18 protein-coding genes are annotated in these 23,600 nt (G+C 46.9%); 6 read left to right on the forward strand and 12 right to left on the reverse strand.

What is annotated here, in order from left to right:
- Positions 1–161: 161 nt before the first annotated feature.
- On the forward strand, positions 162–881 hold the full coding sequence (locus MKY85_RS21855; RefSeq protein ID WP_342570740.1) for an SDR family NAD(P)-dependent oxidoreductase: 720 nt from the start codon (positions 162–164) through the stop codon (positions 879–881).
- Positions 882–983: 102 nt separating this feature from the next.
- On the opposite strand, the gene MKY85_RS21860 is transcribed toward MKY85_RS21855, so the two are convergent.
- Positions 984–2,012 carry a hypothetical protein gene (locus tag MKY85_RS21860; RefSeq protein WP_342570741.1) on the reverse strand — a complete coding sequence of 343 codons (1,029 nt, stop codon included), beginning with the start codon at positions 2,010–2,012 and terminating at the stop codon, positions 984–986.
- A 259-nt stretch (positions 2,013–2,271) separates the two neighbouring features.
- Between MKY85_RS21860 and MKY85_RS21865 the strand changes: the two genes are divergently transcribed.
- Both MKY85_RS21865 and MKY85_RS21870 read left to right on the forward strand, forming a co-directional pair.
- Entirely contained in the window at positions 2,272–4,347 is a 2,076-nt protein-coding gene (locus MKY85_RS21865) for a methyl-accepting chemotaxis protein (protein WP_342570742.1), read from the forward strand.
- Between the two features lie 94 nt (positions 4,348–4,441).
- Entirely contained in the window at positions 4,442–5,614 is a 1,173-nt protein-coding gene (locus MKY85_RS21870; protein ID WP_339236402.1) for an aminotransferase class I/II-fold pyridoxal phosphate-dependent enzyme, read from the forward strand.
- Positions 5,615–5,908: 294 nt separating this feature from the next.
- Here MKY85_RS21870 and MKY85_RS21875 read toward each other — a convergent pair whose 3' ends face one another.
- The 4 genes from MKY85_RS21875 to MKY85_RS21890 form a co-directional block, all read right to left on the reverse strand.
- Positions 5,909–7,957, reverse strand: coding sequence for an iron ABC transporter permease (locus tag MKY85_RS21875; RefSeq protein ID WP_342570743.1), 2,049 nt, complete (start codon positions 7,955–7,957; stop codon positions 5,909–5,911).
- Positions 7,954–8,955, reverse strand: coding sequence for an iron-siderophore ABC transporter substrate-binding protein (locus MKY85_RS21880; protein ID WP_339236407.1), 1,002 nt, complete (start codon positions 8,953–8,955; stop codon positions 7,954–7,956). Before MKY85_RS21880 ends, MKY85_RS21875 begins: the two co-directional genes overlap by 4 nt.
- Before the next feature lie 185 nt (positions 8,956–9,140).
- The gene (locus MKY85_RS21885; protein ID WP_339236409.1) at positions 9,141–9,683 is read right to left on the reverse strand and encodes a CueP family metal-binding protein; all 543 of its coding nucleotides are present in this window, start codon (positions 9,681–9,683) and stop codon (positions 9,141–9,143) included.
- A 107-nt stretch (positions 9,684–9,790) separates the two neighbouring features.
- Positions 9,791–11,641 carry an AraC family transcriptional regulator gene (locus tag MKY85_RS21890; RefSeq protein WP_342570744.1) on the reverse strand — a complete coding sequence of 617 codons (1,851 nt, stop codon included), beginning with the start codon at positions 11,639–11,641 and terminating at the stop codon, positions 9,791–9,793.
- A 201-nt stretch (positions 11,642–11,842) separates the two neighbouring features.
- Between MKY85_RS21890 and MKY85_RS21895 the strand changes: the two genes are divergently transcribed.
- The gene (locus MKY85_RS21895; RefSeq protein WP_342570745.1) at positions 11,843–12,817 is read left to right on the forward strand and encodes an ABC transporter substrate-binding protein; all 975 of its coding nucleotides are present in this window, start codon (positions 11,843–11,845) and stop codon (positions 12,815–12,817) included.
- A 764-nt stretch (positions 12,818–13,581) separates the two neighbouring features.
- On the opposite strand, the gene MKY85_RS21900 is transcribed toward MKY85_RS21895, so the two are convergent.
- The 6 genes from MKY85_RS21900 to MKY85_RS21925 all read right to left on the reverse strand — a co-directional run bounded on the left by MKY85_RS21900 (position 13,582) and on the right by MKY85_RS21925 (position 18,821).
- Positions 13,582–14,613, reverse strand: coding sequence for an NAD(P)/FAD-dependent oxidoreductase (locus MKY85_RS21900; RefSeq protein ID WP_342573455.1), 1,032 nt, complete (start codon positions 14,611–14,613; stop codon positions 13,582–13,584).
- A gap of 3 nt (positions 14,614–14,616) precedes the next feature.
- On the reverse strand, positions 14,617–15,633 hold the full coding sequence (locus MKY85_RS21905; protein ID WP_342570746.1) for an ABC transporter substrate-binding protein: 1,017 nt from the start codon (positions 15,631–15,633) through the stop codon (positions 14,617–14,619).
- Positions 15,634–15,735: 102 nt separating this feature from the next.
- A complete protein-coding gene (locus MKY85_RS21910) occupies positions 15,736–17,361 on the reverse strand; it encodes a helix-turn-helix domain-containing protein (protein ID WP_342570747.1) in 1,626 nt (541 codons plus the stop codon).
- Between the two features lie 214 nt (positions 17,362–17,575).
- Entirely contained in the window at positions 17,576–17,701 is a 126-nt protein-coding gene (locus MKY85_RS21915) for a hypothetical protein (RefSeq protein ID WP_339256624.1), read from the reverse strand.
- 59 nt (positions 17,702–17,760) lie between these two features.
- Positions 17,761–18,261 carry a hypothetical protein gene (locus MKY85_RS21920; RefSeq protein ID WP_339256626.1) on the reverse strand — a complete coding sequence of 167 codons (501 nt, stop codon included), beginning with the start codon at positions 18,259–18,261 and terminating at the stop codon, positions 17,761–17,763.
- Positions 18,261–18,821, reverse strand: coding sequence for a hypothetical protein (locus MKY85_RS21925; RefSeq protein WP_342570748.1), 561 nt, complete (start codon positions 18,819–18,821; stop codon positions 18,261–18,263). The genes MKY85_RS21920 and MKY85_RS21925 overlap by 1 nt, the downstream gene beginning before the upstream one ends.
- A 182-nt stretch (positions 18,822–19,003) precedes the next feature.
- Here MKY85_RS21925 and MKY85_RS21930 point away from each other — a divergent pair, with 182 nt between their 5' ends.
- The gene (locus MKY85_RS21930) at positions 19,004–21,196 is read left to right on the forward strand and encodes an ATP-binding protein (protein ID WP_342570749.1); all 2,193 of its coding nucleotides are present in this window, start codon (positions 19,004–19,006) and stop codon (positions 21,194–21,196) included.
- Positions 21,183–21,893 carry a response regulator transcription factor gene (locus MKY85_RS21935; protein ID WP_342570750.1) on the forward strand — a complete coding sequence of 237 codons (711 nt, stop codon included), beginning with the start codon at positions 21,183–21,185 and terminating at the stop codon, positions 21,891–21,893. Before MKY85_RS21930 ends, MKY85_RS21935 begins: the two co-directional genes overlap by 14 nt.
- Positions 21,894–22,087: 194 nt before the next feature.
- Here the strand turns inward: MKY85_RS21935 and hcp are convergent, their stop codons facing one another.
- Positions 22,088–23,380: a hydroxylamine reductase gene (hcp, locus tag MKY85_RS21940; RefSeq protein ID WP_342570751.1), complete on the reverse strand. Its 1,293-nt coding sequence runs from the start codon at positions 23,378–23,380 to the stop codon at positions 22,088–22,090.
- Positions 23,381–23,600 lie beyond the last annotated feature (220 nt).

Here is a 23,600-nt window from a genome sequence, read left to right on the forward strand (position 1 = left end):
GTTCAACCACCTCTCTCCCGTTCTTGCGGGACAGGGGTGGTTTTTCCTATGCCAAGGATGAAGCATACCTCATTCAAACTTCATGTTCCATACATCACCTCTATAGTAAGATATAGATTAATGTATATTCACTAAATGCTATTCAACAAGGAGTGTTCCGTATGAAAAATATAATTGTTTTTGGTGCAAGCAAGGGATTGGGTGACGCATTCGTTAGAGGTGTGCCACAGTCCGGTGATAAAGTCTGGGTGGTTTCCCGCAGCAAACCGGAAAGTCTGAACGTAGAGGATGGCGTCCAGCGAATATGGATTCAGGCCGATCTTTCCGAACTTCAGGCCGCGGAGCATATTGCCAACCAGCTTCAAGGCGAGACGTTGGATGTGCTTATTTATAACGTGGGGATCTGGGAGAAGGAAGGATTTGAAGAGCACTATACGTTTGATCGGGATGAACCCGCAGATATCAGTCAACTTATTCATGTGAATGTGACCTCAACGATTGTATGTATACAGGCTTTACTGCCTCATCTTCGCCAGTCAGAGGCAGGCAAGATCATCCTGATCGGTTCAACAGCCGGTTTGAGCAATGCAGGCAACAGCCAGGTTTCATTTGTCGCCTCCAAATTTGCCATACGGGGTGTTACGGAAGCTCTAAGAGAGCATACGAGAGAGGACCGCATCGCGGTGACATGTATCAATCCGGGAGAACTGGCGGCAGAGATTCCTTATGAAGACGGAATGGAACGTGCACTCGCCGAGTATGACGGGACCCGTATTCCCTTACAGGATATGGTCGCCGTCGTTCGATGTATTATCAGCTTATCCAAGGCGGCCTGTGTGAAAGAGATCAACATACCCGCATTAACGGATACGAACACTTAGATAACACGGATATGAACACTTAGATAGCGATGACATCTGCCCGCACAACCGGTTCGTTCAATGCGGGTTCGCTATGTATGCATACGCTGGACTGAAGACCGTCTACATTAATACATGCGACAAGTGTGCAATGCCTATGGAATTCATGCGTTCATGCTCAGGAATATTTTCATATAACAAATTCGACTTTCCTGCCTTGGCCAGGTGATCACGCATAGCGGCAATCCGTCCTTTGTTCACACCAATATAACGAAAATCGATTTGGCGCAAGTGCTCCAGCTCGGTCAGTCCAGCAAAAGAATTCGCCTTGAGCGCCGTATTTATCTCCTTTAGTTCAATAGATTCCAAAGTGCCGGCTGTCCATAGATGTTCGGTATCCCGCAACGATTTCATATAGTCCAGTTCGAGCTGTCTGAGGCAGGGCATCTGGGAAAAGTCGCATAATTGCTCCAGCTTGGGCAAGGACAGATGCAGATACTCCAGCCCATGCATCTGTTCGAGTCCCTGAACACTCGTCAGCTTGCGAACAGAGCTTAGCTTCAACATCGAGATAGTTGACTCTGTCAATACATCCAGTCCACCTTTTAACTCGCCATGATCCAGGGACAGATATTGAAGCATGGGCAGTTCAGCCAACACATCGAGTGATTCAATAGAGCAGTTCAGAATGATGGTGTTGAGACTTAGGCATGTTGCAATGGAAGCAAAATCTTTGAATTTGCCGCGGAGTTCAAGAAAGGTTAGTTGGTTGTAGTGTTCAATAAAATTGAGCCGGGTTGCCTTAGCAGGTGAATTCAACCTTAGAAACTGCAGTTGCTTCATCGCACCCAAAATCGTCAAATCCTGTGCCTGCGAAAGATCAAGCTGCAAGGCAGACACATGCTTTAATTGGGCAAGTCGCCCCAAAAATCCTGATGAATATCCCCCTTTAGGGTCCACATGCGATATGTGTAGAATTAGATCTGGGCGGGCAAAGAACACTTTGGCATCTAGCTCGGCAAGGTCCTCGTATGTATCCGCGTCGACGCGGAAATGAACCGTTGCTCTGCGGCGCAACAGATGCACCGCCTGGTGCATCTTTTCGGCATTCCATGGAGCCCCTTGTATCGAAGCGTGCCATACTTCACTCACAGATAATCCCCCTTTTTACACCCCTATAGTTCCAATTCATTCCATTATAAACAACATTACCTGGATGAACCACTACTGAACCCGGTTTTTCATTCCTATTCTCTTTTCAACCCTTCCTTTCATTTTCCTCATCTTCAAGTCCCTTTCCTTCCTGTTGCTTTCAATATTAATCGACAGAAATCTACATAAAACTATAGGATATACCGACATATAACTTAGGCGTTTTGAGCTTTTTATTACTCATCTGGGGAGATGGAATATGTCGAACATGTTGAATAAGTGGGGTAAAAAGGGAGCACGGACATCCAGTATGGCAAATACGTTGTCCATTGTGCTGCTCGTCATCATCGTAGTCGTCTTTTCCGTGCTGGGAACTTTTATGTTCGCAAGCACACGAAACATTCTGGTAAAGCAGCAGGAATCCATGCTCCAGACCAAGACACAGGCTATTGTTAGTGAATTTGATGCGCTATTCAAAGAAAAGGGCGCGCTGGTCAAACAAATGTCCACCAACACATTATTTAAGCAATACATAGAAACAACCACATCTGCAGCAGATGCGGCAAGTTCAACCTACGCTGCTGAAGCACAGGCGACACTAGCTGAAATTGTTAAGGCAGAGCCTTCATTTGCCGATGCTTGGGTCGCGGGTCTGGATGGAAAAGGTTTTTGGATTCAAAATGATGGTGTTGTCTCTGCACCGGACTTTGATATCCAGTCACGTCCATACTACAAGCCTGTTACCGGTGCAGACGGGCTTTATTTCTCCGATCCGTACATTGACGTTGCAGCAGGCGACGTACTTATGGGGATCTTTTACCCCATCAAAGACGACAACAATAACATGATCGGCTTCGCTGCAGCGGATATTGCGTTTAAGGATATTCCAGCCATCATGGAGAGTTATTCGCTTGGTAGCACGGGCTATTCCATGCTGCTGTCCAAGAGCGGGGAAATTCTGTACCATCCTGACCAAGAGAAGGTGCTGAAGGAGAACATCCTGGACAGTACGGGGGACATGGGGGAGATCGGCAAGAAAATGCTTGCCGGCGAACACGGCATACAGCTTATGAATGACAATGGGGAACGTCGCTATATCGGCTACGCTACCAGCAAGGATACGGGATGGTCCGTTGGTCTGACGATAACAGAGAAAGAAGTACTGGGTGAATTAAAAACGTTCACGTGGATTACGCTTGGCGGTTTTGCTGCAGCCACTCTTCTGCTTGTGATTATCTGTTATATTACCCTTCGCCGTCTGTTACGCTCCATACCACAACTGCTGGCCAAGATCAAACAGATTGAACAAGGTGACCTCACCGTCATACTGGATATCAAATCCAATAATGAAATTGGACAGATCGCCACAGGTTTGAATTCCATGGTACAAAAAATTCAAGGTATGCTGCAAATGGTCGGCAGCTCAGCGCAAATTCTGAACCAGTCGTCCAATGATCTGCAAGCCATCTCCTCACGAACGGCTGTGACCATGAATGACACATCGACAGCGATTAACGAGATTGCCAATGCCACGAATTATCAGTCCATTGAAACGGAAAATATCTTACGCAAAACAGGCTCGTTATCCAGCCAAATCGATGAAATTGCCACCGATACACAGGCTATGGGGGCGGTCGTACAGACATCTGCCGATCAAAGCAGCCAAGGACTTGCGGTCGTGGAGCAATTATCGAAATGGTCGGAGGAAAATCATCAGTCCACCCAAGCGGTATCCTCTATTATTCAGGAGATTGATCTGAGCCGGAATGAAATATCCAGTTTTGTAGATACGGTTAAACAGATTGCCTCTCAGACGAACCTGCTCGCCTTGAATGCCTCCATTGAAGCCGCACGTGCTGGCGAACATGGAAGAGGATTTGCCGTTGTTGCCGAAGAGGTTCGCAAACTTGCAGAACAGACCGCTCAGGCAACAGAGGAAATTAACAAAAAAGTGAATATGATTGAAGAGAAAACAACCCTGTCGGTTGAACATACTATGCGCGGTATGAAGATTGCGGAGGAAAATGCCAAATCCGTCGAAGATACCAAGCATGTATTCTTCAGCATTAACCAAGACCTGAAAGATCTACAGCAGCGTATGATGCAGATTACCAACAACACCTCCAATGTACACAAACACAAAGATGAGATATTCCAGGCACTGGAGATTATTTCTTCCACCACAGAAGAGAACTCGGCATCAACGGAAGAAGTAAGCGCCAGCACGCAGGAGCAGCTGGATAGTATTGAACAGGTAGCTGATCTGTCGAAACAGTTGAACCAGCTATCTGGCAAACTGCAAGAAGAATTGAGCCAGTTTAAAGTGAAGTCATGATCCACAGGCGTTCCCCTGCTCTTCTCTTTTCGTCGCTGTCCATTTATTATTAATGAATATGTGTACGAAGAGGATTGGAGGCTGAATCATCATCATGAACTTTGCCAGACGAATGGATCATTTCAACGAAGGAATTTTCACACGGCTACTGGAGATCAAACGCCGCAGACTGGAGAACGGACAGCCGGTTATTGATCTCAGTGTGGGCACGCCAAATATCCCACCTGCGCAGCATATTATAACTGCACTATGCGAGGCCGCAGCTGATCCGGCTAATTATATATATGCAGTGAATGATCAGAGTGAGTTGCTGCAAGCTGCTAGCGATTGGTACAAGCAGCGCTATCAGGTCGAGCTGGACCCGGCATCACAGATCTGTTCCTTGCTCGGTTCACAGGAAGGGCTGGCACATATATCCCTCTCCATTGTAGATGAAGGTGATCTGGTGCTGGTTCCTGACCCCTGCTATCCCGTCTTCGCGGATGGACCGCTACTGGCAGGTGCTGAACTGTATTATATGTCGCAAAAAGAAGAAAACGGGTATGTTATTCAACTTCAGGATATACCGGAAGATATCGCCCATCGTGCGAAATTCATGCTGGTCTCCTATCCTAACAATCCAACAACCGCAATGGCACCGGATCAGTTCTATCTGGACCTGATTGCCTTCGCCAAAAAGTATGATATTATCGTGCTTCACGATAATGCTTACAGTGAACTCGTATTTGATGGAAAGTCTTGCGGAAGCTTCCTCGCGTTCCCTGGCGCCATGGACGTTGGTGTGGAATTCAATTCCTTATCCAAGACCTATGGCCTGGCCGGAGCTCGAATCGGCTTCTGTGTGGGCAATACAACCATGGTTTCCATGTTGAAAAAGCTAAAATCCAATATGGATTACGGGATGTTTCTGCCGATCCAAAAAGCAGCAATTGCTGCCATTACCGGCGATCAATCCGAGGTTGAACGGGTCAGAGCGATATACGAACAGCGCCGAGACATCCTCTGTGAAGGCTTCAGCCAACTCGGTTGGCCTATTGCCAAACCGGAAGCAACCATGTTTGTCTGGAGTCGCATTCCGGCTCACTACGACAGCTCAGAGCAATTTGCCATGGATCTGGTCACACATGCGGGTGTCATTGCAACCCCAGGCAGTGCCTTTGGTCCTTCAGGCGAAGGTTACGTTCGATTCGCGCTTGTTCAGGAGGTTGAAGTACTGCAGCAAGCTGTGGAATCCGTCAATCACAGCGGGATTTTGAAATCCAGCTAACAGGAACATCGTTAACATGTGCTCAACCATCAATCCCCTCATGGTCTACAGAGAGTATGAGCTTCACGTTTGATACGTGATCTCAACTTCTTGAAGACCTGAGGGGATTTTGTCATTTGGTGCGGGACCAGACATTCATTGGATGGATGCTACTTGTGTGTGCCTTCCAGGGTCCGACAAACCATTATTGATGAAAATAAGTTATCAGTTCAACGGGATTCTAAGCTGGCAGCTAAATGTTGCCAAGGGATAGCCAAAAGCCTGCTCGGGGAGCAGGCTTTTGGTTTCAATCATTTATACAGACTTTCGCCAGTTAGAACGATACATGAGATACAGGAAGTACGGTGTTCCAATGATCGCAATGAGTATGCCTGATGGAATCTCTGTCGGTGCCATGACGGTTCTGCCGATAGTATCGGCGAGCACCAACATGACTGCACCCGCTAATGCGGATAGGAACATGGATCGTCTTAACTTATTTCCTGTCAGTAACCGAACCATATGGGGTGCAATCAAACCGATGAAACCGACGGTTCCTACACAAGCAACAGCCCCTGCTGCAAGTAAAACACCAACCGCCATGGCCAATAATCGTGTACGACGTACACCCAGACCAAGTCCGGATGCACTATTATCGTCAAATACCAGCAGTTCGAATCTGCGTGCCAGCCACCAAGCCACCGGTACCAGAATCACCAAAAATAATCCGATAACCTTTACCTGATCCCAGGTACGAGCGTAGGTACTGCCTGTCAGCCAGATATATCCACTGCTACCGTATACCGCACCTCGTACAATGAGGATTTGAATACCTGCTCCAGCAATGGCAGACATCGCAATCCCCAGCAACACCACTGCAGATGGGTTTAGCCCTTTCTTCCAGGCAAGTGAAAACACAACCACTGCGGCAATGGCTGCACCGATGATTGCTGCAATCGGCAGCAAGTAACTTGGAAGACCTGGCCATAAAATAATAACCATCATTGCTCCGAGACCTGCACCAGAGGAAACACCCACAATTGAAGCATCCGCCAGCGGGTTCCGAACCGCCATTTGAATCAGCACACCGCTAATGGCCAGTGCTGCACCCGCACCTGCGGCAACAAGGGTACGTGGAATCCGAAGCTGAACCAAGGCGGAGAACAGTCCATCCGACTGGAACAGACTCGGCAACAGATCAGCCAGTGGAATCCGCATCCCGCCAAACATTGTACTGAGTAAGATAAGTCCGACAGTAATGACTGAAAATAAGACGGCCACGGGGCCGAATGCAAAGCGACGCGAAGTTGCTCCCGTGCTCATGGAAGTGGACATGCCTGATCCATTCGCAGCCTTCATTCGTTTGAGCACAAGCCAGATGAGCCACGGTGCACCAATAATCGCCATAACGGCACCTGTTGGCAATTCCATACTGGAGTTATGCACCATCTTGGCAAGGACGTCTGCCCCAACCAGAAGCGCTGCTCCCCATATAAACACACCGGGTAACAGTAATCGGTTGGAACGTACCCCACTCAATCGTACCAGATGGGGTGCAACCAATCCCACGAAGCCAATCGGTCCAATCACACTGACAATAACTGCAGCCAGCAATACGGCGAGAATTAAACCACCCGTACGAGCCAATCCAACCTTTTGTCCCAAAGAAGAAGCCGTTGATTCATCCAGCTCCAGCATATCCCACTGTCTGGACATGATTAACGCTAGAAGGGTGATGCCAATCACCCAAGGCCACGCATAAGACACACCACTCCAGTCATTCTGGACAAGTGTTCCGGAGCCCCAAAGAAATAACCCTTGTGTCTCCATGGAGAAAAATATATGTAATGCACTTGTAAATGAACCAAGCACCATCGATACAATCATACCTGACAATGCCAGTCGAACCGGACTTGATGTTCGTCCGCCGCCCATGAAATAAGCTGCAAAAGCGGCCAGTAAACCACCAAAAGCTGCGAAAAGAAAAGGAGACTGACTTAACAAACTCGGAAAAGCGATAGCTCCCAACACCACCACAAAGTACGCTCCTGCATTAATGCCCAGCGTATCCGAAGCAGCCAGTGGATTACGTGTAATCGTCTGAAGCAAAGCGCCTGCTACAGCCAGTGCACCGCCTGCAAGAATACCAATCACCGTACGCGGCATCCGCAAATCCCAGACCATATTATGCTCTAATGAATCCTGTCTGCCTGTGAGCGAGTCCCAAACGACATGCAAAGGAATGGATGCCTCTCCATAAATTAGACTTACAAAAAAAAGCACGATGAGAGCGGTTAAACCGCCCCCATATATGCTTATTGTGCGCCAATTCATCGTTGGCTTGGATCTTTGAACCGAACTCATTTAGTAATCGCCTCAACAACACCGTCAACCAATACTTTGGAGGAGATCGGTCCACCAAAAGTCCATGTGGTGCTATCCAGTTGATAAGTGCGTTTGTCCTTCACGAAGTTCAGTCCGTTCCAAACCGAGTTATCTTTCATGGCTGTGCCAAAAACGTCATCGTCTGGTTGAGTGATGTAAATGAAGTTACTGTCCTTAACAGCGGTCAACGACTCAATGCCTACTGTCGAGAAACCGTAGTTCTCCAGTTTTTCCGGCTTCCAATCATTCACCAGACCAATTTTGTCCAATGTACCGATAACAACCGAATTATCCGTAAACATACGCAGGCTGACTGCATTTTGATACGTGAATGCTTGTGTCAGTGCAAAGTTGAAATTCTCTTTACCCGCAGCAGCCAGTTTTTCTTTGGCTTCTACATAGTGCTGATCGAGATCACTAAGAACTTGCTTTGCTTTGTCTTCTTTACCGAGAGCTGTTGCAATGGTATTAAAGATTTCTGTCATTTTGTCATAATTATAGCCATCGCCATCATACGGATCGAATTCAATGGTTGGTGCAATAGCATTAAGCTGATCGTAGACCGCATTATTGTTATCTGCGTTAGCAATGATCAGATCCGGCTTCAATGCAGCGATAGCTTCCAGGTTCGGCTCACCGCGTGTACCGATATCCGTTACACTGTCATCCAGTGCTGCTTCGGATGTTACCCACACTTTATAGTTAGCGTTATCTGCATTACCTACTGGCTGAACCCCCAGGGCAACAACATCTTCCGTATATGTCCATTCAAGTGTAACGACACGTTCTGCTGGCTTGTCCAACTTAAGCTCTCCACGTTTATGCTTCACCGTAACAGGACCTGCTGTCTCTTCAGCGGGAGCACTGCCCGTATTAGTACCTTGACTTGTATCTGTTGTAGTCGTGGTTTTACCACAACCCGCCAATATCAGCACAAATGCCAGCATGATCAACAGTCCGTTTAACCCTTTTTTCATATCTTGATCTCCCCTGTTTATATGTATTTATATGATAACAATTATCATTATCACTATTGGATTATGCCGTAGGAATGAATTTTTGTCAATGAAAAGTACTTTATTCCAACTCTTTTATAAAATAAAAAAAAGGAAAGGGATTGCTCAACGGCCATCCTTCCCCTTCTATTGCTTGTCTATTGGCGTTAACTCAACTGCATCGTAGTGATACAAGTATTATCATTTTCGTATGTAGACAATTGCGCTTCTGCAACCTTTCCATCTTGAACAATACGAATCAGATAGGTTCTGTCTCTTGGCACCCAAAAGTCCATGAATCCGTTCGCACCAGACTTGATCACTTCGTCTTTCATAAACGTGTTGCCTTGGGAATCGTGAATGGTAACACTGAATTCCTTATTGCTCATTTCCCCCTGACAACCAGTTAAGCTATGAATGGCACAGGGATGGGTCTGATCCACATAGGGTGCAATGGAAAGGAAAAATTCATTTTCAGGCAAATTATATGTAGTCGTATGTTTATCTTGATCGGTGACAATTAACTGTTTGGCATTAATGGAGGCTGATTCCGGCGTCTCTTTTCCTGTGCTGATCTCTTCCACCAATTTTCTGATGTTAGGCGCATTGGCTGTACCTGCCTCTTCCTTGCCCGTATTACTTGCGATCAGGTATGTTCCGATCACAATGACAATTGCAACACTTGCAATGATCCACATTTGTTTTTTCATCTGGAGTCCATCTCCTCGTCCGTTTTCATTAAGTATAATGGAGAACATACCATCATGGACCTATACAGCGAGGAATTCACCAGATATTCACATATATGGTTGGTTGATTACCTCATAATCCGCTCTGCCATTTCTTCGGCTTGCAGCACCGCCGACAACGGGTCGGACAGAAAATATCTATTCCAATCAAGGTTAATAATCCGGCAGTGCTCTGTCTCGATCGATTTCTGCCATGATTTGACTGAAGATGGATCATCAGCCCCATGTCTTGGACCATTATCCAACACCAACAGGTAGTCCTCCAGATACCCACCTACCGCACTCCGCGCAATATCCAGAGATTCCAGACCCGGCTCTAGCAACTCCTGACGAACCTTGCCTGCCGGCTTCAAGTTCAGTAATCCGTAGGCCGCCTTACCTCCACGTGTTCCCGTATCTCCCACAAGGGTAATATGTTCTCCCCAATTCGGATCGATGAGGGTAAATGTCTTCTCAGAAGAAACCTTGCTCGTGATCGTTTGCTGCAAAGTATGTACCCTCCGCATGTATTCCTTAATCCATGCTTCAGCTTCTGTATGTCGGTTCAGAATACGCCCCATCTGACGGATCCCCTCCGGGACAGGGCCGTATCCACCCCCTCCATAGACTACTGTAGGCGCAATCCGGGCATAGGAAGCATAGGCAGCAGGATTCCACGTGATAATGAGATCCGGTTCCAGTTCAAGCACCTTTTCAAGGGAGATAAAATTATGATTGCCGATATCCTGTACTTGGTCGCAGATATAAGGCTCCAGCATTTGGTTGCTTTCAATGAGTGAATGCGGCGCTCCGAGAGGTGTCACTCCCAATGCCAGTACTTCTCCCAAATTCCAGTCCACAACAACACGACTAGGCTTGTTCGGTATCGTAATCTCGCCCATGCTTGTGGCAAACATCCGAGTTCCGGCTCTTGGCATTACCGGCGCCGTGGACTTGCTCACTTGGACTCCGTTCAAAGCTATAATATCCTGTTCTGACATGGTCTGGTCAGCTTCAAGTATGGGTATCTTTCGCTCACTCCATTCCGGATAATGACTCTCCAGAGAGGCGTGTGGTTGGAATGTTTGCAGGGCTAGATCTGGAACATTGCTTTCTCGACGCTTCCTATAATACTCAGGAGAACCCCCATAGTGTTTCTTGAAGTAGCGACTTAGTGTATAGCCGTTCTCATAGCCTACTCTCTCGGCGATTTCCTGCAAGGTCCCTTTCGTGCTTACCAGTAGTTTCATTGCATGTTCCATCCGAATCTGTAACAGCACACGACCGGGACTTGTGTTCAATTGAAGCCGAAACAACTGGTTCAGATACCTTGGACTGCAATCCAGCATATCAGCTACCTGTTCCATCTTGAGTGGTTCCGCGTAGTGACGGTGCAGATATCGCACTGCTTGATCTACCCGGTCCAGCTTCGTACGTTTCTTCCTCTGCTCTTGCAATTGTTTCAGCATCTCGGCGAGCCATTGGTAGAATAATGCCTTGGTTTGAATCCGGCCTGCTGACTGTAGTTCATTCCACTGTCTGTATATCCATTGCATAATCTCAATCAAAGGCATTGGATACCTTGGTTCAAATCCATAATTTACTTGCAGAGAATCTGACCCGGAACTGGTTAGGGAACTTCCCATATTGGCCCTCTCTGGCTTTGGTGACGAATAAGACAACATATATATTTCAATCTGCTTCTTAGCAAGACAATTCAGATGCGTTCCTTTGGAGGCGTGCAGAACATAAGCTCCTTTAATCTGATGCATCGCTTGCCCAAGCCAGATCTTCCCCTTGCCATTCGTAACCATTAAAAAAGCATTCGAGGGAAGCGTCCACGTATCAGGGTCTTCACTGATGTTAACAGTCATGATTTGAATATCCAGTAATCGAATGGTTATATGCTCCCATAATGCCCCGTATTCTTCTATGTTCATCGTCATGGACCTTTCTATTATTTCTCGTTACCACATCCATAGCTTTGCCTCATCATATATGATAATCATTCTCAACTCAACCTGCGACGGAGTTCTGAAATGGGTATGCTTTCACTTCCGAATCGGTTATTGTGCAATCGCAAGTTTCCCTCTAGAGTTGTATTAAATGAAAATCATTATCAATTAGAAAGAGGGTTCTTCATGTTGTTTACGAAAGCTTGGTATCGTATGTCCCTGCCTGTTTTACTGATTATGGCCATATTCTTAAGTGGTTGTGCCCAGAACGGGAAAGTGGAGCCTGCCGCGACAGAAACAGAAAACACCGTACCACAGACAAGAACACTTTCCACGATGATGGGAGACATTACCGTCCCCCTCACCCCGGAGCGGGTTGTTGTCGACTGGAATATAGGACATGTTCTGGCTGTCGGCGTAACACCTGTTGGTGTGCCGAGCAGCCTGCTGGATTATGGCATGTTCCTGCGTGACAAACTTGTGGATAGCGCGGATTTGGGCAACCATAGTGAGGTTTCACTTGAGAAAATGGTAGAGTTGGAACCGGATCTGATTATCACATGGGATCAGGAGAAATTTCAGACCTATTCCAAAATCGCTCCGACTGTCGTATTCGTGCCCGATCAGTATGATTCCATGGAAGACGAGGTAACCGCCATGGGCGAGATTCTGAATCGCGAAGCAGAAGCCATCGCGTGGAACGAATCCTTTAAACAACGGATCGCAGCGGCTCAGGCCAAATTCAAAGGCGTGATTCCGGACGATGCCACCTTCACGGTTGCCGATTTCAACTTCTTGAAAAATCCCGCCATTATCGGCAACAGTGCCAATCGTGGTGGAAGAGCAGCCTATGAATTGCTTGGACTGACTCCAGCACCCAAGGTGAAGTCAGATCTACTGGACCAAGGTAAAGAAAACTTGGAAGCCAGCGCAGAGGTATTTGGAGAGTACGTGGGTGATTACCTGCTGATGATGGTTACAGAAGGCACGAAGGATCACTCCCTGTTGCCTAACGTCTGGGATAACCTGCCTGCGGTGCAGAACAATCGTATCTTCAAACTGGATATCCATAAATATTTCACCGCTGATCCCTATACCTCCATTCTACAAGCTGAAGAGATCGCAGATCGACTCGCAAGTGGACAGACGGAGCTGAACTAGAGGAGTCTATAATCTATTGAAAACCAGCGAAGAATGCGAACACTGGAAAGCCTGTGAAACTTAACGTGTCTGTCTGGAGCAGTCAAGCGTACTGAATCCCGAATGTGTGAGAACACACCCTTCAAGTGAGAGTAAGCGATGGAGGCGTCGTAAAAGTAGATTTCCCCCTTCCCAATGAAAAGCTACGCTTCGGGCAAGACTCTGGGCGAGATTCAGGATCGTCCTCCGGGCTAGCCACCGGTTGGATCAAAACATTGAGCGAGCATAATGAGTTTGGTGCATCAAGATACTCAGCCGTGCGGCCATGTTTACGTGCTAACGAATCTGAGGCGTCTTATTCAACGATTTGAAGCCACTGCGGAAAACTAAAGAACTTGAGACACGCTATATCTGGGAAAAAAGCTGTTTTCAATCTGTTTATCAGAGAATTTTGGTAGATAACGTGTCTGAGGTCTCTTAGAATTTGAAAAGGGGACCTGAGGGCGAATTAAGATGTCCTGAGTTCCTTAGAAAATCATCTATCCATCCTTAGGTAATCTTCTATCCATTCGCCAAGATTGGCAGTCTGGGATTCAAGACTTTTTATCCAGTTCAAAAGAGGAGTAAACAAACAGCGCACACCAGAATGATTCAGGTGGCGCTTTTGTTTGCCTTAAATATGTTGCTATTATCAATATGGATATGCAAAAAGCCCGACGCAATTTTGAGGCAATCTCGAAATTGTGCCGGGCTCTTCAGATTGAGTTCCATCCGTACTAACTCAACTACATATTGGAGAGGGCTTTGTTTTTCTCATAGAACCTGGCATTGTGAGAAGATACACCTGCCATATCCGAGGCACCAGGTTCCAGATACATCTTGGCACTGTTGACCGCAAGCACCGCATCGTTAAAAGCACCTGCAATTAGCCTGACTTTACTTCCATAGGTGATGAAATCACCTGCTCCGAATATGCCTGGAATATTGGTACGCATACGCTGATCAACGGAGACGCCGTAGTCTTCCCGCGCTAGACCCCATTGCACGAGGTTGCCAAAGTCACGATCATACCCATGGCTCACGACGACTTCATCCACCTCAACAGGTATGATCTCACCGGTCTCCACATGGACCAACTCGACACGATCGATTTGATCACCTGTACCGTATAAGCGAGAGATGGTATAGGGTGTCATGACTTTGGATTGAGCTTTCATCTGGGCAACAGGTGACTCATGTCCGCTGAAATCATGGCGTCTGTGTACTACCGTAACTTCACTTGCGATCTTGCCCATTTCATTCGCCCAGTCGACTGCGGAATCGCCGCCACCCGAGATCAGAACTCGCTTCCCGGCAAAACGGGACAGATCGGTTATCGTATAATGAAGATTCGTCAGTTCATACCGATTGGCACCCTCGATATCCAGCTTTTGCACCTGAGTCATGCCTCTGCCCGCACATAACAGGATGGTACGTGTGTAATGATGCTCTCCTGTCTTGGAAATGAGTTCAAATACACCATCCTCACGTCGTTCAAGCTCGGCTATTTCCTGTCCAAACACAATCGTTGGATCGAATGTCCTCGCTTGCCTTTCCAGTGAATCAATCAACTTCTCACAGCGAATCGGATCAACCCCACCCACATCCCAGATCAGCTTCTCCGGATAAGTTCGCATGAATCCGCCCAGTTCCTGCTTGGCCTCAATGATCTTGGTACGCATGGCTCTCATGCCACTGTAAAATGAGGCATACATGCCAGCAGGCCCACCACCAATGATCGTAATGTCATAGATATCCATGTGTGTCTCCTTCGTCATCATCTATGGCACCAACTTTTCAACAACGTAGTCCATCAGTTTTACAGAACCGATGGGACCTACACCGGATACGAATTGGCTTGTCTTCAATGGGAAGACATGATCGTTCTTCACAGCCTCCAGATTTGACCATACCTGGCTTGCTTTCAGATCTTCCATGGATTTCTTCGTGTCATAACCCACGAGGGTTCTGTCTTCCAGGAAAATATAATCCGGATTCATCTCAGGCAAGAATTCCAGTGAGAACTGGCTAAACCAATCTGTAGAATCTTTGATAGCCTCTGGGCTATTCAGACCCAAGATATCATAGAAGAAAACACTGCTGCTTCCTCCTTTGGGACCCATGAACCGGTATCGATTGTGCTCTACCCGGAGAACCAATACGGTCTTGTCTCCCAAGGCTGCCGCAATCTTCTCTTTCGCTTGTGAGGCTTTCTTGTCGAATTCAGCCAGTATTTTGGCAGATTCTTCAGTCTTATCGAATAGGACAGCCAACTTCGGCATGGCACGCTTCATTTCACTGTTGGCATCCAGTGCCACCGTTGGAGCAATTTTGGATAACTCGTCATATACACCCTGTTCCATGCCTTCGCCCGCTGTAAGGATCATATCCGGTGACAACGCCAGCAACTGCTCATAGTTATATTGGTATTGCTCCACTTCGATAACCTGAACACCATGTTCTTTAAAATAAGCAGGGCGGTATTCCGCTTCAACTTCGGGAGTTAACAAAACCATTTGGGGTGTAACCCCCATCTCAATCAGATACTCGGCATAGATCGAATCAAACACAATTAAATTTTGAGGATGGGCAGGAATCGTTACTTCCCCAAACTGATCCTGCACCACTTTAGTTCCGTTAGCATCCTCTGCTTCGTCTGTTGGACTCGCTGCTCCTTCAGTTGTAGCACCAGCTGTTTCGGCTGCAGCGTTTTCTTTACCAGTTCCATTGGAACATGCCGCCAGCATCATACAGACCACCAACATCAAGATGGCCAATCCTTTGAATCTTCGTGACATGATATACTTCGCCCCTTATTTATAATGATAATGATAATTATTATCAAATGGTATCAAATAAGAAGTGCCGCTTCCATAGTATATCGTGCGTATTCAGTTGGATTATTGTGCTCTCTCATGATGAGATTCCGTAAGATGGCGAACGATCTGATTAAGTATCAATGCATGTCCCGTAATTCCGTGACCGTCCACCCACAGGTTGGTATCCACATAAAATACACGATTATTTTTTACAGCCTGCAGGTCATTCCATTGCGGACTCTCCCATAGTTTGCTCATATTCTCTTCAGCACTAAAGTGCTGCATCATCCGTTTCTCCACAAAAAGGTAGTCAGGATTGGCTTGCGTGAGCAGTTCAAGTGAACAAGGATTAAACCAGGCTGCACCTGAATCCAATGCTTGCGGCAGTGCTAATCCAAGCTGTTTATATAACAAATTCGATACCCCGTGGGAATGCCCACCCAGATATCGATAACCAAATGCTTCAACCCTTAGAAGCATGACTGTCGATGCGGATTGAATGATGGGGTGCAACTGTCGCTTGGCTGCATTGACCTCGTGTTTCATCAGCAGAAGCAGTCTATGGACCTCTTCTTCTTTGAGAAACCAGCCTGCCAATTGATTGAGCATTGGTTCCACATCTTGATGAAGTCCGGTTAGAATCGGTGCAATTGTGCGCAGCTCCCTTTTGACCTCCTCTGTTAATATGTTTCCAATCAACATCTCCGGCTGGACTTGGCGAACAAGTTCGATCTCCACCTCATACTGTGTAACCTCCAGCATCTTCACTCCATGTGCTATAAATTGTTCCCGATGATGTGCGGACAACAGGAGCGGAGTGACCACTACGGCATGGGGGATGACACCCAGATGAATCATGATTTCACCACAGATAGGAGACAGTGACACAATCTTTCGCTGCGTCATCGTCTGCCTATATTTTTTAGGAGATATGCCCGTTAATTGTTTGAAGCGCCGGCTGAAATAATGGGCATCTTCAAATCCAGACTTCTTGGCAATATCCTGAGAGGTTGCTCTAGTTAATAACAATTCTTCCTGCGCGCGATAGATCCGGTAATGTGCCAGATAATCCAGAGGTGGCTTACCATATCGCTCACTAAATTTGCGGGAATAATGCCACGGGCTCATACCTGAAATCTGGGCTAATTGCTTGCGTGTGATCACCTGATCATGATGCTGCTGCATGTAATGAACGGATCGACGCAGGCTCTCTTCTGTCGTATGCATCTCGTCCGGCTGAGCTTGGTACAGATGGTCCAACAACTCATGAATCAGATGTTGTCTGCGAACCCATACTGCATGTGGATTTTGAGACACCTCCCCGCTTACCCGCTGGCTAAGTCTGCCTAAGCTCCCACCCGTCAGTTGTACCTTCTGGTATCCAGTGTCGTGAGGAACATGCCAATAATGCTTCACGATCTCTCGTTGGTTCTGAGGCATTGTGTACGTATGGAATTGAATATGCCACCCTGCCAGATCCTGAAGCCCTCCCTCCATCACTTCAATCACGACATTTTCTTCTACCGCAATAAGTTGTCCATAAGAAACTTCGACTGGATGCCCATTTATTTTCCAAATGGCTTTTCCATCCATAAGGAGGATAAAGGAGGGACTCGAAAAATAATGCACCCTGCCCGCAGTCATCCAGACTGGGGTTAAAGGTTCGGATGATAGCCACTGCGCCACCCATGCTACATTGTTCGTCATAAGATTAATCCTTTCCACGCGCTATCTAACGTTGTACGTTCTTTCATTCATTTGACTTTCTATCATTGTACCATTTTGCATTCCTAGCATAAGATGGGGACTATCAAAACCCAAAAAAGAAGCAAGCGCATCACACATGTGTGGTCGGCTTGCTTCTTCTCATGGTCTGTTTTTGTTCCTCAGCAGGAAACAGAATGATTGCGGAAAAGGGGGATTACTTCGCGGCGGTGGTGGTGTTCACTCGCAATTGTTCATTCAATTTCAGCACATTTTCAAATTTCGAAATGCGGTTGCCATTCTTGGATCCGTATATGCCTGGGTACACAGGTATCATAGACATGCTCACCTCCTTTCCTGATCATCCGTTGAAAGATTGCGAAATCGATTGCACAATTTCAATTACACCAATGTTTTTATTTTCAGATAAGCCAGAAGGGTATCCAGTTCCGCCGTATAGACATGCTCTGTTCTTCCATTTCGTACCTGACTATCCGTCCGTTTGGCGAACTTGCTGTAAAGCCTGTTAATATAATGGTTATCTGCAATGGCATGGAACTGTAGCGCTTGAATATATGGGTTCTCCTCACAGATCCATAACACCACATCCCGAAGTCCTGCAAAAAACACTCTGCTGCTGCGATATTTTTCAGCCAAGATGGCTGAATCAATGAATGCCGTGTGCCTGTCTTCCGTATATCGATACTGAATGAATGCACTCAACTGCCCCTGCTCATCGTCGAATAAAAGCAAATGTGCTTGCTGTACCGTACTTATCAGATGGAGCAAAGCATCATGCAGCATATATTGCTCATCGAACTCATCACTGTTTGTCAGATAAAACCGGGCAAAAAGGGCATAATCCTCGTCTTTTAATGTATCGTGGGCCTTGAGTTGCAGCATCAAGACGACTCCACCTTTCCATGTTTCTCCTTCATCCTTGAGTCTCGCTCAAAAGAAGCGAGGTATGAACGAAGCTCTGCAAGCTGCACAACGTAAGCATTTAGCTCACCTTCTTCACCGATCATGCTTGTAACTTGCTTCGCAATTTTGGAGAATAACCTGTGGTTGGCTTCTTCACTGAGAGCCCAGAACCTAATTTCCTGCACAGGTTCCTCATCCGCATATTCATCCAAGTGTTCCACCAAGAACTGAAGACCCTCGATAAAAATCCTGCTTCGGCGTTGCTCATGTACAATGAAAGCCACCTGAAGCTGAATCACATGTCGATCCTCATAATCATGCTCTCCCGTGCCATGAATATATCCAAACGCACCTGCCACCTCATCCTCATCATCAAAGCATAACATCGCCCCCCCAGCCATAAGCAGTGGGCTAGAAATATAGCTGAGTGTCGTCGGAAAGGAATAGGGCAGCTTCAATTCAAGATAATGAGCCAGTAGAAAGTCCATATATCTATGCTGGTACATATAGGTTGAACATTTAGCAAAGTAGTGACTCATACGTATGTTCCCTTTCTATTACCGGGTCTTTATCCCTACAAGTTATGTGGTCCATTGTACTCACGTTAGTTTAAGTTTTGTTTAAGTCCGGGAAATTTCGTCAAAAATCTTCTTTCTGCAAACCCGGGAACCATCTATAATAAAAAAATATACGATCTTACCCTGGCCGGAGGTCACCCTAGATGAAGCTTATCCCATCGGCTCGCAGTCTCATCCGCAAACGAACTTTTCTTCTGAGAAGCCTGTTCCTGCTTGTGATTGCTACCGGAATTCTGATGATATATATATCAAAAACAGCCCCATTAACAGCAGTTACAGACCACGCGCTAATCTCCGCAGAACACGGAGTCCTGGATATGTCTGATCGTTCTGACTCCATCTTGCCCAATGTGACTTTGGATGGCGAATGGGAGTTTTACTGGCGTCAACTGTTGGAACCGATTGATTTTCAAGCTGCTGCCCCACCTGTCCCTGCCTTTGAACAAGTACCCGAGCCCTGGATATCGTACCAACAGGACAATGATTCATTTCTACCCAATGAAGGCTATGCAACCTACAGACTGCGAATTCTCCTTCCGGATGAGCGATCAAGCAGTTCAACACTTGCCCTTTATTCCAAGAGCATCGCCTCGGCTTACCGAATCTGGATTAATGGTCAACTGCAAGGTGGCAATGGTACTGTTGGCAAGGATCATTTCTCCGAGAGTCCAAAAAGTTATCCCAAAGTCATCTATTTCGAATCGCATCCTGGATGGAACGAAATTGTCATTCAAGTGTCCAACTTCTCGCAGCGAAATTCAGGCATCTGGCAGAGCATGGAGCTTGGAACAGCAGAGAATATCTCCTGGCTACGGATTCTTCATATCGCCGCACAGTCAGGTATTGTCGGGATTTTTGGTGTGATGGCATTATATTACGGACTGGTCTACCTAAACCGCAGAAAAGAATTTTCCGCTCTGCTGTACAGTCTGCTCTGTCTGTCTGTGGGTGTACGTACGGTGGTACTTGGTGAATCGACAGCGTTATATCTTCTGCCTGATCTCCCATGGGAGTGGGCGGTCAAAGCCGAATACATATCCGTCGCCCTGACGGCATTATTGCTCATTTTGTTTATTAACAGGGAATATCCCAAGGAATCTGTATCCTGGGTGTCTAAAGTCGGCGGACTTGTTCTGCCGGTTTTTATCCTGTTATTCCTGCTCACACCGGCTCGTGTATATACCTATGTTCTGACACCTTTTACATGGGGAGTGCTGTTTCCTTCACTGATCTATACACTCTATATGTATGTCCGATCTGCCTTCAGACGGAGAAAGGGTGCTGGCACCAGTATGATCGGTTTTGTGTTTTTCATGGCCTTTGCCCTGAATGATATGCTCTTCTACACGGTCCATTTACCCACGGAGGACATGCTCTCCATCGGGTTGCTTATTTTTCTGTTAACCCAGGCGTATAATCTGTCTTCCCGCTTCTCGCGAGCATTACGGCAAAAGGAACAACTGTCCCTACAGCTTCAACGAACGAACCAAAGGCTGGAACGAACCGTGGAGGAGCGAACCCGTTCATTGCGGCAAAGCAATGCAGAGCTTCAGGAAGCTAACCAGAAGATGGCTGAATTCGAGTTGTTCCGTGTTCGGCTCCTGTCTAACATCTCTCATGAGCTGAGCACACCGATCACATCCATTAAGGGTTTCGCCAAAGCGTTGCGAGATGGCATTATTACGACCGAAGCACCTAAGTATGTGAACCGGATTTACACACGTTCCCTCCTACTCGAACGAATGATCCATGATCTGATTGAGCTTACGAAGCTGGAGACCAACCAGGTGCAGTTTCAGATGCAGGACCTTCATTTGCTCTCATTCGTGCAGGAATTGTTCCAAAAATATGAAGCAGACGTAGAGACGCAAGGTATCCATTACCGTCTGAATCTGCCTGTGGAATCAAACTTCGGGGACATGGACTCCGGTGGTTGGATCGTGAAACTGGATCCCATTCGAATCGAACAGGTGCTGTCCAATCTGATCTCGAATGCACTGCGATTCACGCCTCAGTCCGGTACGATCTGTGTGCGTCTTCATCTTGAGGAAACACCCCTAACAGAAACAGGATGGACCGCCTGCATCTGTGTTGAGGATACGGGCACGGGCATTCCGCCGGAGTGGCAGGAACGAATCTTTGAACGTTTTGAACAAGCCAGTCAGCAGCTTGGAGCTGAACACAGAGGTTCAGGGCTGGGGCTCGCCATCTGCAAAGAAATTATGTATTATCACAATGGAGAGATTGGGGTAACCAGTGAGCCAGGTTCAGGCAGTCAGTTCTGTTTTCGGTTACCCGCCTGGAGAGGAAGGTTGCCGGAAGATGACATACACTGAGGAGCGCCGACGCATTCTAATTGTGGAGGATGATATTGATATCGCAGATCTGGTCACGATCTATCTGCATAATCAGAACTACATAACTCATGTAGCGCATACGCTTGAAGAAGCTACGAAGCTGCTGGAACAGCGACGCCCTGATCTCATTTTGTGTGATATCATGCTGCCTGACGGAACAGGCACCGACTGGATACGAGGGCTTCGGAAGAGTGCTGATCTGCCTGTCATTTTTCTCAGCAGCCGGCAGGAAACCGAGGATATCGTTCAAGGGCTGGAACTGGGGGATGATTATATAACCAAACCGTTCGATCCGGATATTATGGTCGCCAGGGTCAAAAAAAGACTACGACCTGCACCCTCCACATCTGAAAACATGGTTGCCTCTGGTGAGAACGTATGGCGTGACGGCTGGCTCGATCTGCATTTTGACCGCTTTGAAGTCCGGGTCAACGGCAAAGAGATTAGCTTACCTGCTAAAGAACTGCAACTACTGTTCCTCATGGCAAGTCGTCCAGGGCACGTTTTTAGTACAGACTACCTTTTTGAACGCATATGGGGGCTAGATAACTGGAGTGATGTTCGCACGGTCATGGTGCACCTTCATCACCTGAGACGCAAAATTGAGGATACCTCCAGTACCCATCGCTACATTATCACCGTTCGAGGGATCGGCTACAAATTCCAGGCACGGTAAGATGGAGCGTAGCAGCCCTATGTATTTCACTTAATAGACCTGCTACATCCGTTAAACGAGAACAGAGGGCTACCCTATAAAGTCATGTTATGACTTTGTAGGGTAGCCCTCTTCACCTTTCCAAGTTTCACATGGCAAATAATCCATTACCAGGCCCACTAAGACCCCTCGCCCCAAATTCCAATGAACTTAACTTATGATAATGCCAACATCGCGTTCATATCTTCTTCTGCCGTTGTAATTAACTTCAGACCAAACATATCCACGAGTACATCCAAGACCCCTTCGGATATGAATTCAGGCGGTTTCGGTCCAATCCGAATATCCTGAATGCCGAGGCTAAACAGGCCGAGCAGGATCGCAACTGCTTTTTGCTCAAACCAGGACAGCACGATGCTGACCGGTAATTCGTTGACGGTACAGCCAAAAGCATCCGCCAAAGCCAATGCAATTTTCACCGTAGAACCGGAATTATTGCATTGACCCAGATCGATATAACGCGGGATACCCGTGTCTCCGACCGTACCGTAATCCACATCGTTGAAGCGGAACTTGCCACAAGACGTGGTCAGAATCACAGTATCATTCGGTAATGATGTCGCGAGTTCACGATAGTAGTTGCCGCCTTTACCGGGTGCATCACAGCCTGCAATGACAAAGAATCGACGGATATGGCCGTCTTTCACCGCTTGAATGATCTCAGGCGCAAGCCCGATCACGGTTTCATGGTGGTATCCTGTCGTTAAGACTTGCTCCGACTGTACATCAGCCGCAGGCAGTGACAATGCACGCTCAATCAGAGGTGAGAAGTCATCATCCATAATCTTGGCCACACCCTCCAGACCCGCCACTTCATACGAGAAAAAGCGGTCTGCATATGTGCCTTTGATCGGCATGACACAGTTGGTCGTTGCGAGAATAGCACCCGGGAATTGTTCAAAGAGTCTTCTTTGATCGTACCAGGCTTTACCGATATTGCCCTTCAGATGTGCATACTTCTTCAGTGCCGGATAACCGTGCGCAGGTAACATTTCCGAGTGGGTATAGATGTTGATTCCTTTCCCTTCGGTTTGACGAAGCAGCTCCTCCAATGCATACAGATTATGTCCCGTCACCACGATACACTGTCCTTCGATCTGGTTCTGGCTAACCGTAATCGGTTGCGGTACACCAAAGCGGTCCGTATGCGCACGATCCAGCACGTCCATAATGCGGATTGCTACATTACCTACCTTCATCGCCATATCCAGATGTTCCTGCACATTAAAATTCGAGTTCGTTAATGTCATATATAATGCCTCATGTGTAATTCGATCCACCTCAGGATCAGAATATCCCAACTGGCGTGCGTGTGTCGCATAAGCAGCGATTCCTTTTAACGCAAAGATCATCGTATCCTGCAAACTTGCGATTGTTTCGTTTTTGCCGCAAACCCCTACCACGGTACACCCGCCACTCGGCGTCTGTTCGCATTGATAACAAAACATATGGATTCCCCTCCAAACTTAGATTAAAACGCTCTTCGTTATGTAATAACGTAACAGACCCTGATATGTGCTAGTGTGATGGTGCACACAGTTTTTGCTCTAAATCTATATTGGTTTTCAAGACCATCATGCACACTGGAAATAATAATATTCGAAAAAAGGCATATCTCGGATCATTATGAAAAATACTGTGTACAGCTAAAAATCGTATATCATCCAT

Source organism: Paenibacillus sp. FSL R5-0749 (assembly GCF_038595085.1).
GTDB lineage: Bacteria > Bacillota > Bacilli > Paenibacillales > Paenibacillaceae > Paenibacillus.